The following is a 15,246-nucleotide window of genomic DNA, read 5'->3' as shown; positions in this document are numbered from 1 at the left end:
TTGTCTGTTGAAACTGGGTGCAAGGGTATAGGATGTAAGGGTTTTGTTCAATTACACTTCATACAACCATACCCTGGGGATGAATCATCATTTCTTCGACCCCTACACCCTTACACCCTTATACCCCTATTCTCAATTAGCTAAAACCCTTGCAACTGTTTTTCAGTAACCCAAGTCGCATGGAACCCATAAGGTACACGTTGGGGAATTAACACTCTTGCTACAGGTTCAGCCGTGACATCTTGAGCATTCAATACCAGCAATTCGGAAGTATTTGCTGCTTCATCGTGAACAAAAGTCATCAACCAGCCATCATCTTCAGTGGTAGCATTGGGGCGTGGTACAAATACAGACTCACCACCATAACGCCCTTGCCCATATTCGTGAATTTGGGATGTGCCATTATAAAAGTCGTATTTAATTACACCATCAAACAAAGGCACAGGAGTATCTGCGTTTTTATTCACATAGCCATAGCGAGTTTGCCGCCCCAAGAAGTTCTCATTAACGCGGGGAAATTCCCCAGCAGTATCGTCTAACCTAGACTCAGACACAGCCCCAGTCTTGAGGTTAAACCGCCATTGATGCAGTCGCGGAATATTGGCATCTGGATCTTCAATACCACTAAAACCCAACACCGAAGTAGAACTCATGCGACAGGCAATTAGAACTACTTCATCACCTTGTTGGTATGCGTTCAGGGTATGAAACACATAGCAAGACGAACTCTCAAACCAGCGAATCTTGCTGTTATCGCCGTGACGTGGAATAATGCCAAAACGACTTGGGCGATCGCGCTCAAACATCATCATTGGTTTTCCCTGTTGCATCCGTTCTGGGCGAAAAGTCAGGGGTAAATCCATAAAAATTGTATAGTTTTCCGTGATAGCAAAATCATGCATCATCACAGGTGTAGGGATATCAATTGGTACTGTCCATAACAACTCACCTGCTGCGGAAACTATGCCGTATTGCAAATACGGTGGTGCAAACGAGTAGCCAAAAAACATCATTTCTCCCGTAATTGGATCTACTTTGGGATGAGCGGTGAAAGGAGAAATTAATTTGCCATTATAGGTGTACTCACCGATTGTTTTTAACTCTGGAACTTGAATTGTATGAGGCTCACCACCTTCCCACACTGCCAATAGCTGACCACCATGCCAAACTAAAGCAGTATTAGCAGTATTTCCCGATATAGCATCATGATTTTGCTGTGGCGGTTCTAACAACCCAGTCAAAATCGCTTTACCTGCTTCATGTTCAGCTTGCCATTTTTGCGTCTGTACATAGCGGTTGCGATAAACAGCTTTACCGTGATTAATTCTGACACCATGCAGCATCCCATCACCATCAAACCAATGATACTGACCGATAGGTGACCACTGCGGATTTGGGCCATTCCGCACAAACATTCCTGATAGTTCAGGCGGTAGTTCACCAATTACTTGCAAGTTTTCCGCAGTAATTTCTTCACGAACTGGCGCAAAGTTGCCATCAAGATATGGATTAACTGCTGTTTTGGTCATGATGTTATCTATGGAAACTCTGTGAATTTGCAAGAGTACTTAATTTAATGATGACAATATAAAGGCAATACTTCCTCGCTACTGAGATTGAAATTGGAATTATTTAACTGCAAAAACCCTCTATTTCTCAATGGACAATCTCTGTATATTCCGAAAACAGAAAATTTGTACTGGGCAATTTGCATAAATTCTCGGATCACATCTGATATCTCTACAGAAAGCTTTGTGGCAATTGCTACTAATTTTCTGCTTTATCAGGATGTATGAATATGATCTCTAAAACTAGCAAGGTTAATCGTCAGCGTTCTAAAATTTGGCTGACAATAAGTGGTTTGACTGCGGTTCTGTTAACTGGCGGATTCGCAGTTAAAGATGCTAATGCCCAATGGCAATGGTATCGTTCTAATGATCTTGTTTATACCCAAAGTAACATTCCCACTCCAAATGGCAACTCTATTCTGGGATTTCAACGTGATGCCTTTGGTACACTAACACCATTACCCACTCCATCTTTTCCTACTGGAGGTGCGGGTATTGTTAATGCCCCTGTCACCAATATATCTGGAATTCCTATTAATACAACTTTCGCATCTGATCAAGAAATAATTGCTAATCCCGAAGGTAATCGACTTTTTGCTGTCAATTCCGGTTCCAATACAATTGCAGTCTTTGATATTAATAAAAATGGTAGCCTTTCTCCTGTCAAGGGTTCTCCATTTCCTTCAGGTGGCGTGGGGCCTGTCAGCCTGGGTTTGGCGGGTGATTTCCTTTATGTGTTGAACTGGAATCGAGACCTGCAAAATCCATCTCAAGAAGCAAGTAATTCACTACCAAACTATACTGGCTTTCGTGTTACGCCTCAAGGCAAGCTGATTCCAGTACCGAATTCTACCAGATCAATTCCTCAAGGTTCTCTACCATTCCAAGTAGTTACCTCACCAGATAAGCGACTGTTGTTTGGTGTTGAGTCTGGAAGCAAGTTTCTCCGTTCTTTTCAAATTCTCCCTAACGGTCAACTGCAAGCAAGTCCAAACTCACCACAGTTAGTACCTCAGCCCGCTGCACCAAGCCCACCAAATATCCCACTGGGAATTCAGGTTCATCCCAAACAGCCAATTTTGTACGCCACTTTTCCAGCCACTGGTCAATTAGGAGTCTATTCCTACGACAAAGCTACTGGAGAGTTAACCTTTTTAAGAGGTGTATCTAATTCAGGCATCGCAATTTGCTGGATTGCTGTTAACCGTGCCGGAACTCGTCTTTACACTAGCAATACTGGTAGCAATAGTATTAGTGTCTACGATATTGCTCAAGACCCAACCACACCAGTAGAGATTCAGACAGTCAAACTCCGGAGTCAAAGTTTAAATGGCCCTGCCCAGTTAAGTTTAGACTCTACAGAATCATTTTTGCATGTGGTTGCTCAACCACTGACGACCGCTCCACTTCCGAATAATCAATTACACGTACTGAGGGTTAATCAATCTGACGGGACTTTAACGGAAGTACCTACCTCACCTCGGTTGATACCGTCAGTTAATAACAGCTTTCCCAAAGGGATTTTTGCTAATTAAGATAACTTGCTGATCAAGCGATCGCTTCATTCGGTTTGGATAACTTTTATCAAGTTAATAGGGTACGTCAACAGTGTTAACGCACCCTAAAAAAATTAATAGATTTTTTACAAAAGTAGATATATCTAAAATAAAACCTACAAATGCAAATCTATGAAATATTGATAATTTACCGAGGTTTGGATACTTTTACCAAGTAACTCAGATCGGAATATATATTTATTAACTAAATTTATGATTGTTGATGTCCCTTGGCATCGCATTCTTTATGCCAGCACCTTTTGAGCAATCCAATCCGCCAGCTATGAGCAAATCGATGAGGATTTAATTCTAATTTAGAATCACGGCTAAATAAGGGTTGGTTAAGATACTGCCAAAGAGGAAATTTAATCTTGGTGTGTTTTTCTACCATAGGAAGAACAAACTAAATATATATAAGCGATCGCGTTATATGCAGTAGTGGAAATTGATAAAAAAACTGCCACTTACTGAATTTCTAGTTAAAGATGACATGATATGTATTCAGTTGTCCTGGTGGCAATTGCGGAATTTTACGTAAAGTTTTCTGTCCAATTCTTTAGACTGAAGATGATGCTCAAAGTTCCTAACGCTGAATACTACGTGGTTGTAACTGCCATGTCTGGCTGTTGTACTGAGTTCGCTGACCATATCAGTGGCTCATGCTGACAAGTTTTCTGTTAACAGGGAACAGGGAATAGGAAATAGGGGGTGCAGCTGCGGTGCTGGTTAGGGAATGGTAAAAATTCATCACTGTTGCCCGTTGCCCGTTTTCTCTCCCACAGAAAGTTGCCTATTCTGGCTGAAAGTCGCAACACATTTATATACTCTCAAGCCAACACTTGAGTTAACATTTCTGCTATTGCTTTTGTGCTTTTTGCGTGGGGAGTAGTCAAAAATAAATATGGCAACAGTTATCAGCAAGCAGAACGTAGCGAATCTAGTTGCAATTGCCGAGCAATTTGTGCTTCAGGATAATGTGAGAAGTGTGGCAGCATTTGGCAGTGGTAATATCAATGACACTTTTTTAGTAACCTTGGATTCTGCACCAGCACAGTATTTTGTTTTGCAACGCATCAACACCCAGGTATTTCGTCAGCCGCAACTGATTATGCAGAATATGCGGATTTTTAGCGATCATGTTTATCAGCGTCTGCAATACACACCCCTCAACCGTCGCTGGGAAGTACCAAGGGTACTGTCAACCAAGAATTCTCAAGACTATTTTATGGATGCTGATGGCTCTTTTTGGCGGGCAATTAGCTATATTCAAGACTCACAGTCTTTCGATACGATGCCAAATATTGGATACGCCAAGGAAATTGGCTATGCCTTGGGAATGTTTCACAATTTAATCAGCGATTTACCACCAGAACAACTGGCAGATACGCTTGCGGGTTTCCACATTACACCGCTTTATTTGCGTCATTATCAAGAAGTTTTAGCAAACAATAGTCCGCAATTATCTCCTGAAGTTAATTATTGCTTGCAGTTTGTTAGCGATCGCACAAATTTTGCCCAGATCCTCGAAAATGCCAAAGAACAAGGCTTGCTACCATTACGCTTAATGCACGGTGATCCCAAAATTAACAATGTCATGTTTGATACGGCAACGCAAAAAGCTGTCAGTGTGATAGACCTTGATACTGTGAAGCCGGGATTAGTACATTACGATATTGGTGATTGTTTGCGTTCTGGTTGCAATCCGGCTGGTGAAGAAACGGAAGCATGGGATAGGGTTTATTTTGATACAGATTTGTGTCAGGGAATTTTACAAGGTTATCTTTCCGTAGCGAAAGCATTTTTGACTGAGAATGATTATGCCTATATGTACGATGGCATTCGTTTAATTGCCTTTGAATTAGGACTGCGATTTTTTACCGATTACTTAGCTGGGAACGTATATTTTAAAGTCAAGCATCCAGAACATAATTTAGCAAGGGCGATCGTTCAGTTTAAGCTAACCGAAAGTATCGAATCTCAAGAAAGCCAGATTCGCAAGATTATTCAGGATATGAAATGAACGAGCAAAAATTCACTTTGCAACCCTTTGCATCTGACAACTTGCTACCTGATGTGCAAATCACAGGTAATATCGCCCGAAAAGAGCGTAAACTTGCTATTACTTACAATCTACTCGGCGATTTAACAGAAATTATCATTGCTGCACCATCAGATACACCAACCCGCAAGGATGAACTATGGCAAGATACTTGCTTTGAGTTCTTTGTGGGAATCAAAGACTCAACAAGGTATTGGGAATTTAACTTATCTCCCGCTGGACACTGGAATGTCTATCGTTTTGATGGCTATCGTCAAGGGATGCAAGCGGAAACAGCCTTTACTATTCTGCCATTCGCTGTTAAGCATCAGGCTGACATTTTAACGCTGAATTTAGATGTAGATTTGGCGAAAATCATTTCATCAGACCAAGGTATTGATGTGGCAATTACTACTGTGGTAAAACAAAACAATACTCAAGTGTCTTACTGGGCATTAGCTCATAAAGGTGCTGAAGCGGATTTTCACTTGCGTGATAGTTTTCTAATTCGGTTGTAAATTAGAGAAATTAATACCAGTATTAAGCAAGACGCAGATTGAGGGGTTAAGCCCATGAGGGGGCTTACCCCACAGTCAGAATGAAGCCAGCAAAAATACAATTTTAGTAATCGATTACTTTGTTCAGGGTTTTATAGGCTATAAGATAAGCGATCGCTACCACGGAACTGCGATCGCTCTTTTATTTTGGGTATTTAATTGAGACAGGGTGTAAGGGTGTATGGTTTAGGGGTGTAATGGTTGTAATCAGCATGAATTTTACATCCTGCTTTCACTTGTGAACCAGTCCCGCGATGGCAGCGATTAATTTTGTGGGATCGGCTGGTTTGGCAATATGCAGTTGAAATCCGGCGGCAAAAACTAGTTGTTGGGTTGTCTCGGCGGCGTAAGCTGTCAGGGCGATGGCGGGAATTTTGCCACCTTGATGAGTAGGAAGCGATCGCAGTTTGCGAATCAAAGCGTAGCCATCAACATCTGGCATACCTAAATCACTCAATAGTATATCTGGCTGGGACTGCGCTATGGCGGCAAGGGCTTCATAGGCAGATTGTGCTGTAGTGATAATTGCACCTTGCTGTTCCAAAAAAAAGGCCAGAAATTCCCGTGTATCAACATCATCATCTACGATTAATACCTTGATACCCTCTAAGGGCAGGGAAAGTATGGGAAATGGATAGGAAGTGCTAGATACTTTGCTTTCTTCCTCGACTAACTCTGGAGTTTGTGGTTGCGCTGGTAGACAAACTGTAAATGTTGCGCCTTGTCCTTCACCCAAACTTTCCGCCCAAACTCTACCACCATGTAACTCAACTAGCTGGCGGACAATTGCTAAACCTAGTCCTAGTCCGCCTGATCTGCGGGTGATGCTACTATCTGCTTGACGAAAATACTCAAAGACATAAGGCAAAAATTCCGGATTAATACCTTTACCTGTATCTTGGACTTGGATTTGAACTTGAGAATCAATTTGTTTTAAATAAACAGTAACTTGTCCTCCATCAGGAGTAAATTTGACAGCGTTCGATAGCAAATTCCAAACAACTTGTTGCAAACGGCCACTGTCACCTTTGACTTTGGCAATGTTTGGCTCAAGATGCAGTTTAATTTGAATTGACTTGGCTTCGGCTGCTAATTGCACTGTTTCTAAGGCAGATTCAATCGTAGAAGCAAGATTCACGGTTTCTAAATTCAGTGATAGCTTACCCCGTAGAATCCGCGAGATGTCCAATAAATCATCAATTAATTGCACTTGCAGTTCAGCATTGCGTTCAATTGTCTCCAAGGCGCGAAGGCTGGCGGCTTCGTTGAGAGTGCGTTTGCGCAATAGCTTTGCCCATCCCAAAATCGGATTTAGGGGCGATCGCAACTCATGAGACACTATAGCCAGAAATTCATCTTTAATGCGGTTGGCTGCTTCTGCGGCTTCTTTGGCTTGCTGGCGTTCTTCGGCTACAGCTAAGGCGCGATCGCGCATATTCTTGTATTCTTGAACTCGGAAGGTTAAATCAGTCACATCTTGAATGGAAAACAGTGCGTAAAATCTATCTCCTTCTAATGCAGGTACAGCAGTTACTGTTGTGTGTTGAATGCGGTATTTATCCTGCGGTAACGCTACAGGAATCACATATTTATGCAACTGAGAAGAAAAAATTGTTGGCGGGCCACCTTCAAAAATTTGTTTGAGACGGATAGAATAACGAGGTTGATTCAAATGAGGAAAATACTCATCAATAGATGTTCCTAAAATCTTACTTCTCTGGATTTTTGTCCATTCTTCCAAACAGCAGTTCCAAAATAAAACGGTGTGTTCCGAATCTAAAACAAAAGCTCCTAAAGGAACTTGGTCTAACAAGCTAAATTTTTCTTGGGCTTGCTCAATTATTTTCATCTTCTCACACTATTTTTGATTTGTGCTGCTCAACACTAATGGGAATTTTCCCATAATATGGACATCTCTTCGTTAATCGCTTGAATTAACGCATCGAATGTTCCTACCTCAAAAATTAAAATAATATCACCAATCAGTTCTAATTGTTCAATCGTAAAACGAGCTTGGGCTAGTAAAATCTTAGAATCGTTGGCATCTGTAGTTAATAATAAATTATCAATTTTAGCTTCTAAATAAACAGGTAGTGTGTAATTCATGTGCTGCTTCAACACATTACTAATTGAACCCATCACCCCATTAATTACAATATTGCCAATTTCACTTAAAGTTCCAATTTTAACTGCATCTAAATCATCTGAACCAGGCTCTTCCCCCGTCAAAACTGCCACTAATGTTGATGCACTTTCTGTCGGAAAAATTAACCCGGCTGTGCCATAGAAAGAGCCTGTAAAATTCAGCTTAACAGATGCTAAACTAGCATCATGAAATCGACTAGTTAATTCTTCATATGCTTGTGTAGTACTCAAGACTTTAACAAAAGGAATTTCCAAACGAATGTGAGAATCTACCATTTCATTCAGTAGACTGGCGGCTCGACCAACTCCAATATTAATTAATTCTTGTAAAGCATCTAGTTGATCTACTGTCACATTCATAAGATTTTTATTCCTTGGTATTAATAACTTGCTGAACAACTTCGCGCAATTCTTGTTCTTTCGGGGGCTTATTAATAAAGTTAACTGCTCCTAAGTTATAGCTTTGATTACGTGCGCCTTCTTGAATATCTGCCGAAATGATAATTGTGGGAATTTTTAACCCTTCATCTTGTAAAGCCTGAAGAAATTCAAACCCATTCATATCTGGCATTAACAAATCAGCTAACACGCAATTAGGCTGATATTTGTGAACTATTTCTAAACCTTCACGCCCATTAGTAGCTTCCAGGATTTCATAACCATCAACTTGCAGAAACTTGCGAATCATTCTCCGAGAAAAGGCTGCATCATCAATAATTAATACTAAGCTCATCAGCTTAACCCTAAAATTTTTTCCTTATATTTACTTATTTTAGATTGCTGGCTTAGCATAGATATTTTGTTAAATCAAACTCAGTATTATGAAATAAATTTTTATTTAAAAATAACGCAATTTTATACTTTTTTATAAAAATAAACATACTCTCAAAATCATATATCTTGCTGAAACTATAATGCTACTTTCAGATATTTTTGTCAAATTATTTAGGTTTGAGAAATATTATCTATTGTTGACTTAGCTTGCCGTAGCCAGTGTAAAACAGTCGTGTGATGAATCTCCGTTACTCGTTCAATTTCCCGTAGGCTCATACCATTGAAGTACATTTTTAAGCAAAGTTGCTTGATATCATTTGAATAGCTCCAAGGATGATAAGTTTCGAGAAACTGACGACCACACTGTTTGCACTTATAGCATTGTCTGTTTTTGCGATGACCATTCTTAGCAGTTTGAGTTGAATAGCAACGGGGACATTGCATATCTCACACTTGATGATTGGGTTTAACCATTATCTTTTCAGCATTAACTACTGTGAACATCTTTCTCAAGAAATATATCTGTTGATTTTAAAAATATTAAAATTAAAACGCAAGATATAATTTTATAGCCTATCAATCCAATGGAGTTAACGGAAATTGACAACGATGACATAGAAGCATTCCTCGTTGAAAGCTATGAAAGTTTGTCTCAAATTGAAAGAGACATTATTGATTTAGAAAAAGCATCTGTCAACCGAGAAGCTTTAGATCGAATTTATCGCTCACTGCATACACTCAAAGGAAACTGTGGCTTTTTACCATTTCCCAAGTTAGAATCCCTGGCTCATGCAGGAGAAAGTTTAATATCATGTTTGCGTGATGGTGCAAAGCGATCGCTGGAGAACAATCAGCTAAACTGGACAATCACACCACAAATCATTAGCACTTTACTGCAAACAGTAGATAGCATCCGTCAGTTGCTATCCCAGATTAAAACCACAAAGCATGAAGGCAACGATGACTATTCTACTCTTATCCGTGCTTTAACGAGATTACAAGAAACGCAACAGATAGTAGCAGTTTCGCCATTGCTACCAGCGCCCCAGCCCATTGAACTTGCGGAAACTGCAATTTCAGGATCAGAATCAGCTTATATCCGCGTGAATGTGAGTCTGCTAGATCAGATGATGAACTTAGTAGGGGAACTGGTTTTAACCCGTAACCAAGTGATGGGATTTTCCCAGAAATATAAAGATAGTAATTTTGCTGCAACTTGCCAGCACCTCAACTTGATTACAACCCAATTGCAGGAAGGGGTAATGAAAACTCGACTGCAACCAATTAGTAGCATCTGGCAAAAATTCCCGCGCGTAATTCGAGACTTAGCGATCGCACATGGTAAACAAGTTGAAGTTCAAATGCAAGGAGCCGATACAGAACTAGATAAAAGTATTATTGAAGCCATTAAAGACCCCTTAACTCATTTAGTCCGCAACTGCATAGATCATGGCATTGAATCACCAACCGACCGTAGTGCGGCTAGTAAGTCAACCACAGGAAAGATCTTTCTCAAAGCCTTTTATGAAAACGGCAAAGTCAATATTGAAATTGGTGATGATGGTCGTGGTTTATCTCCAGCACAACTGAAAAGACGGGCGCAGCAACTAAGCTTACTTAGTCCTACACAAGCGGAGATAATGAGCGATGCAGAAGCCAGAAATTTAATTTTTTTACCCGGCTTTTCCACCTCAGAACAAATTAGTCACCTTTCCGGGCGTGGCGTGGGGATGGATATAGTCAAAAGTAATATTGAAAAAATTAACGGCAGTATTGAAATTGACACTCAACCAGGACAAGGAACCAGATTTATACTCAAAATTCCCCTGACATTAACAATTATTCCTGCATTAATTGTCACCAATGACGGCGATCGCTATGCCATTCCCCAAGCCAGTCTCCAAGAGTTAGTGCGCTTAGAACCAGAACAAGCACTCAACAAAATTGAAATATATTACGACGTACCCGTGTATCCCCTGCGTGGTAATCTCATCCCCTTAGTTTACCTCAATCAAATCTTACAACCTCCAAATACACCCCACTCCCCACTCAGCACTCAGCACTCAGCACTCACTTTAGTCATCATTCAAGCCGACAACTATCAATTTGGACTGGTCGTAGACACAATTGAAGACATTCAAGATATTGTTGTCAAACCTTTAGGAAAGCAGTTAAAAGCACTATCTTTGTTTGCTGGAGCCACAATCATGGGAGATGGCAAAGTAGCATTAATTATTGATGCGGTAAATTTGGCAAAACTGGCAGGACTGCACGAGAAACAACAGCTATTGTCGAGTATTTCAGCGACAAATATCCTAGTAGAAGTAGAAGAACGCCAATTAATTTTACTGTTTCAAGGGCCTCAAGGCGCACTGATGGGAATACCAATTGCGATCGCCTTCCGGTTAGAAGAAATTAAGCGCACTGCTGTAGAAAAAGTGGGTAATCAGGAGGTTGTACGGTCTTCCGACAGAATTTTGCCTTTAATTAACCTGCAAAAGATATTTCCTGGTGATGAGTTAACGCCCACTACTGAAACCGATACACTGCAACTAGTGATTGTTTCTCCCAAAGCCGGACTAAGTGTTGGGCTAGTAGTTGAGCGCATTCTTGATATTGTAGAGGAACCATTAACAATAACAGGTATCCCTAGTAGACCGGGTGTTTTATTTTGTGCCGTAATTCAAGGGCAAATCACAGAAATTCTCGATGTTGAGGCTGTGATTGAGATTGCTAACCCCTATTTGCTGCAAGTGAGTGAACGTGGCTGAACAACAACTTTGCACTTTTTGGTTAAATCAAACTTACTTTGCCATCGACGTAAAGCACGTTCAAGAAGTGATTCGTCCCCAAATCCTCACTCGTGTACCTTTAGCACCGCCAGATATTTGTGGACTGATTAACTTGCGGGGACAGATTATTCCTGTGATTGACTTGCAGCAGCGATTAGATATGGGTGAATCGGTCAAGCGAAACATTCATCTAGAAGCAGCCCAGGGGTTTAATATCGTTGTATGTTCTGATGATGAACTAGTGAGTTTACTTGTCGATAATGTGGGAGATGTTTTGGAGTTTCCCGAAAACACCTTTCAACCCCTACCCGCAACCTTAAAAGGTAGAATTCGTCAAGTACTGGCGGGAGCTTACCCCCTTGCAGAAGGGTTTTTGTTAGTTATTGACACAGAAAAAATTCTCAACATTCAAGTAATTTAGGAGCTATTGGCAATGGCTACAAATCGGGCTGGGAAAACAGCCAACTCTAAAACTCCCGCAGAAAATAATACAGAGCCAACACAAATTAATCAAAATATCACAGATATACAACTACAACCTTTATTAGCAGCACTCAAAGCTGCCAAAAATGGTGATTTTACCGTTCGTTTAGCAGTTGAGAACAATGGTTTAGGTGAAATTGCCACAGTTTTTAATCAATGGGTGAGTTTGAACCAAAGCGTGAACAACGAAGTTGCACGCATAGCAGCGGAAATTGGTACAGAAGGAAAATTCGGTTCTCAAGCCGTTGTCAAAGGTGCTAAAGGTTCTTGGCAAGAATTACTGAACAACGTCAATCAGATGTCTGCAAATATCTCTGAGCAGATTAAAAGTATTCGAGAAGTTACCCTGGTTGTTGCTCAAGGAAATTTATCCCAACACATCGAGGCAGACAATGCGGGAGAATTTAAGCAGCTGACTGATAATGCCAATCAGATGATTAGCCGTCTGCGGTCTTCTATTAGACAAATGGCAGATGTAGCCACAGCAGTTGCATCTTCTGCCGAAGAATTAACCGCAGTCAGCAAAGAAATGACGGAAAATGCCAAACAAACCGCAGAACAGGCGACTTCAGCTTCGGCTTCGGCAGAACAGGTGAATCAAAATAGCATCACAGTTGTTACAGCAGTAGAAGAAATGAATGCCAGCATTCGGGAAATTGCCAAAACTGTCGCCGAAGGGGCAAAAGTTGCCAATGAGGCAGTTAAAACCGCCGATCGCACCAATGAGACAATAGATAAACTTGGTCAAAGTAGTGTGGAAATTGGCAAAGTCATCAAAGTCATTACTTCCATTGCTCAACAAACCAACTTACTAGCACTCAACGCCACCATCGAAGCCGCCAGAGCCGGGGATGCTGGCAGAGGATTTGCTGTCGTCGCCAACGAAGTTAAAGAATTAGCCAAGCAAACAGCCAACGCTACCGAAGATATTAGTCAAAGAATTGAAGCAATTCAGAGCGATACCAAAGGTGCGATGGCAGCCATCTCTCAAATTACCGACATTATCAACCAAATTAACGACTTGCAAAGCACCATCGCCAGCGCTGTGGAAGAACAAACAGCAACCACTAATGAAATTGCCCGAAATATTGCCGAAGCCGCCCAAGGCACAACAGATATTGCCAAAAGTATCGGCATTGTCGCCCTGAATGCGCAAACCACAACCATAGGAGCCAGTAATACCTCAGCCGCAGCCACCGAATTAGCCCGTATGGCCGTAGATTTGCAAAAAGTTGTGACTCAATTCAAGTATTGAGGGGGCTAGGGAAAAAATTTAACTCTCTGCGCCTTTGCGCCTACCCTGCGGGAAGCCGCTACCGCGTCTATGCGTGAGGCATCAAATTCTTCTTCTTGAAATTTCACTATGCCAAAAATTCGGGTATTAGTTGTGGATGATGCGGTGGTGGTTCGCAGTCGCGTCAGTAAGATTTTATCCAGCGATCCGCAACTAGAGGTGGTGGGGGTTGCGGCTAATGGTCGCATTGCTTTAGCAAAGATTCCGCAAGTCAATCCCGATGTTGTCATTTTAGATGTGGAAATGCCGGAGATGAACGGTTTAGAAACTCTGGCTGCGCTCCGACCAATATATCCACGCTTACCAGTAATTATGTTCAGCACTTCTACTCATACTGGTGCAAGTGCTACCCTAGAAGCTCTCTCTTTAGGTGCTTCAGATTACGCCACCAAACCCAGTAATCTGGGAGGTGTAGAGGCCGCTAACCAGCATATCCTTCAAGAATTAATTCCCAAAATCAAGCAATTTGGTGCAGGAATGATCGCATTTTCTCCGGTAAGTGCGATCGCGCCTACATTCGTTCTTCCCATCCCCGCCAAAAAACAGCCAGTGGATGTGGTCGCCATTGGGGTTTCTACCGGGGGGCCAAACGCCCTCGCCATACTACTAAGTGAGATACCCGCAGATTTCTCAGTTCCAATTTTGATTGTGCAACACATGCCACCGATGTTTACAAAGCTACTAGCCGAAAGATTATCCTCTAAGTGTCAAATTCCTGTAGCGGAGGCGATTGACGGTGTGCTGTTAAAAGCAGGACAAGTCTGGGTTGCACCGGGAGATTTCCACATGATTGTGCAACGTGATGGCAGTGCAGTGCGCCTGGGGCTGCATCAAGCACCACCGGAAAATTCCTGTCGCCCTTCTGTGGATGTGCTGTTGCGTTCAGTTGCCCAGGTTTACGGTGCAGGTGCGATCGCAGTGATTCTCACGGGTATGGGTCAAGATGGATTACATGGCTGTCAATGTATCCGTGAGTCTGGCGGACAGGTATTGGCACAAGATGAAACTAGTAGTGTAGTCTGGGGAATGCCTAGTTTTGTTATCAATGCTGGGCTGGCGAATCAAATTGTTCCCCTGGAGGAAATGGCAGGTGAAATTATGCAGCGCATCCATCCTGTCCAAAGGACAGGTTTGTGATGAAACAGAAAATGGATATCACTACTTCAGATTTTGACTATTTGCGGCAATTAGTTCATCAGCATTCAGCAGTGGTGTTAGATGGTGATAAAACTTATTTGGCAGAGTTACATTTGCAACCAATTGCCGAAGCCGCCGGATTCACTAAAATTGCCGATTTAATTGCTTACTTGCGGCATCAACCATTAAGTGATCTGCATATTCAGACAATTGAGGCGTTAGTTACTAACGAAACTTCATTTTTTCGAGATACATATCCCTTTGAAGCTTTGAAACAAGTAGTGTTGCCAGAGTTGATCAAAAAACGAAGAATTGAGCGATCGCTAAATATTTGGTGTGCTGCCTGTTCTAATGGCCAAGAAGCTTATAGTATTGCCATGCTGATTCGGGAGCATTTTCCTTTATTGGCTAATTGGTCTGTACAAATTATCGCTAGTGATTTTTCTGGTAAAGTGTTAGCCCGTGCCAAGCAAGGGCGTTATAACCAATTAGAAATTAAGCGTGGTCTACCGAAAAATCTCCGAGAAAGATATTTTAAATTGTTAGATAATGAATGGGAAATTCATGATGAAATTCGCCAAGTAATCGATTTTCGCCAGATAAATCTTGTGCATTCTTGGTCAATTTTACCTAATATTGATATTCTCTTTCTCCGCAATGTTTTAATTTATTTTGATATAACTACTAAGAAAAATTTACTCACAAAAGTTAGACAGCAATTAAGACCAGATGGCTATTTATTTTTAGGTAGTGGTGAAACTACTATTAATTTACATGAAGCTTTTGAGCGGGTGCAATTTGACAGAAGTATTTTCTATCGATTACGCTAAGTTTCTTTAGACAATGCGATCACACCGAGAAAGTGATTGATTTGTAGTCTGCTTTCTCGGTTCTGCTTGTGG

At 41.3% G+C, this 15,246-nt stretch carries 14 protein-coding genes; 8 read left to right on the top strand and 6 right to left on the bottom strand.

The features are described from left to right. Window positions 1-140 precede the first annotated feature (140 nt). Window positions 141-1,529, bottom strand: a complete 1,389-nt coding sequence (locus ACMX3D_RS15135; RefSeq protein WP_482752214.1) for a carotenoid oxygenase family protein — start codon at window positions 1,527-1,529, stop codon at window positions 141-143. 269 nt (window positions 1,530-1,798) lie between these two features. On the opposite strand from ACMX3D_RS15135, the gene ACMX3D_RS15130 reads away from it, so the two are divergent. Then, complete coding sequence (locus ACMX3D_RS15130) at window positions 1,799-3,103, top strand: lactonase family protein (protein WP_482752213.1); 1,305 nt, start codon at window positions 1,799-1,801, stop codon at window positions 3,101-3,103. A 232-nt stretch (window positions 3,104-3,335) separates the two neighbouring features. Here ACMX3D_RS15130 and ACMX3D_RS15125 read toward each other — a convergent pair whose 3' ends face one another. After that, complete coding sequence (locus ACMX3D_RS15125) at window positions 3,336-3,515, bottom strand: hypothetical protein (RefSeq protein WP_482752212.1); 180 nt, start codon at window positions 3,513-3,515, stop codon at window positions 3,336-3,338. 510 nt (window positions 3,516-4,025) lie between these two features. Here ACMX3D_RS15125 and ACMX3D_RS15120 point away from each other — a divergent pair. Further along, on the top strand, window positions 4,026-5,144 hold the full coding sequence (locus tag ACMX3D_RS15120; protein ID WP_482752211.1) for a phosphotransferase enzyme family protein: 1,119 nt from the start codon (window positions 4,026-4,028) through the stop codon (window positions 5,142-5,144). Further along, window positions 5,141-5,680 carry a DOMON-like domain-containing protein gene (locus ACMX3D_RS15115; protein WP_482752210.1) on the top strand — a complete coding sequence of 180 codons (540 nt, stop codon included), beginning with the start codon at window positions 5,141-5,143 and terminating at the stop codon, window positions 5,678-5,680. The genes ACMX3D_RS15120 and ACMX3D_RS15115 overlap by 4 nt, the downstream gene beginning before the upstream one ends. Before the next feature lie 271 nt (window positions 5,681-5,951). Here the strand turns inward: ACMX3D_RS15115 and ACMX3D_RS15110 are convergent, their stop codons facing one another. From ACMX3D_RS15110 to ACMX3D_RS15095, 4 genes are all read right to left on the bottom strand, one after another. After that, on the bottom strand, window positions 5,952-7,568 hold the full coding sequence (locus tag ACMX3D_RS15110) for a hybrid sensor histidine kinase/response regulator (RefSeq protein WP_482752209.1): 1,617 nt from the start codon (window positions 7,566-7,568) through the stop codon (window positions 5,952-5,954). Window positions 7,569-7,603: 35 nt separating this feature from the next. Further along, the gene (locus ACMX3D_RS15105) at window positions 7,604-8,224 is read right to left on the bottom strand and encodes a chemotaxis protein CheC (RefSeq protein WP_482752208.1); all 621 of its coding nucleotides are present in this window, start codon (window positions 8,222-8,224) and stop codon (window positions 7,604-7,606) included. A 7-nt stretch (window positions 8,225-8,231) separates the two neighbouring features. After that, entirely contained in the window at window positions 8,232-8,597 is a 366-nt protein-coding gene (locus ACMX3D_RS15100; RefSeq protein WP_482752207.1) for a response regulator, read from the bottom strand. Between the two features lie 212 nt (window positions 8,598-8,809). Further along, window positions 8,810-9,082, bottom strand: a complete 273-nt coding sequence (locus ACMX3D_RS15095) for an IS1/IS1595 family N-terminal zinc-binding domain-containing protein (RefSeq protein ID WP_482752206.1) — start codon at window positions 9,080-9,082, stop codon at window positions 8,810-8,812. 140 nt (window positions 9,083-9,222) lie between these two features. On the opposite strand from ACMX3D_RS15095, the gene ACMX3D_RS15090 reads away from it, so the two are divergent. The 5 genes from ACMX3D_RS15090 (at window position 9,223) to ACMX3D_RS15070 (ending at window position 15,174) form a co-directional block, all read left to right on the top strand. After that, window positions 9,223-11,409 (top strand): chemotaxis protein CheA, encoded by a 2,187-nt coding sequence (locus tag ACMX3D_RS15090; RefSeq protein ID WP_482752205.1) that lies wholly within the window; start codon window positions 9,223-9,225, stop codon window positions 11,407-11,409. After that, a complete protein-coding gene (locus ACMX3D_RS15085) occupies window positions 11,402-11,851 on the top strand; it encodes a chemotaxis protein CheW (protein ID WP_482752204.1) in 450 nt (149 codons plus the stop codon). Before ACMX3D_RS15090 ends, ACMX3D_RS15085 begins: the two co-directional genes overlap by 8 nt. 12 nt (window positions 11,852-11,863) lie before the next feature. Then, entirely contained in the window at window positions 11,864-13,168 is a 1,305-nt protein-coding gene (locus tag ACMX3D_RS15080) for a methyl-accepting chemotaxis protein (protein WP_482752203.1), read from the top strand. Between the two features lie 108 nt (window positions 13,169-13,276). Further along, the gene (locus tag ACMX3D_RS15075; protein WP_482752202.1) at window positions 13,277-14,344 is read left to right on the top strand and encodes a protein-glutamate methylesterase/protein-glutamine glutaminase; all 1,068 of its coding nucleotides are present in this window, start codon (window positions 13,277-13,279) and stop codon (window positions 14,342-14,344) included. Next, window positions 14,344-15,174: a CheR family methyltransferase gene (locus ACMX3D_RS15070; protein ID WP_482752201.1), complete on the top strand. Its 831-nt coding sequence runs from the start codon at window positions 14,344-14,346 to the stop codon at window positions 15,172-15,174. The genes ACMX3D_RS15075 and ACMX3D_RS15070 overlap by 1 nt, the downstream gene beginning before the upstream one ends. The last annotated feature ends 72 nt before the right edge of the window (window positions 15,175-15,246 follow it).

It is taken from the genome of Anabaena sp. TISTR 8404, from assembly GCF_056847745.1.
Note: the sequence above shows the minus strand (reverse complement) of the source record. Positions and strands in the feature narration are given on the sequence as shown.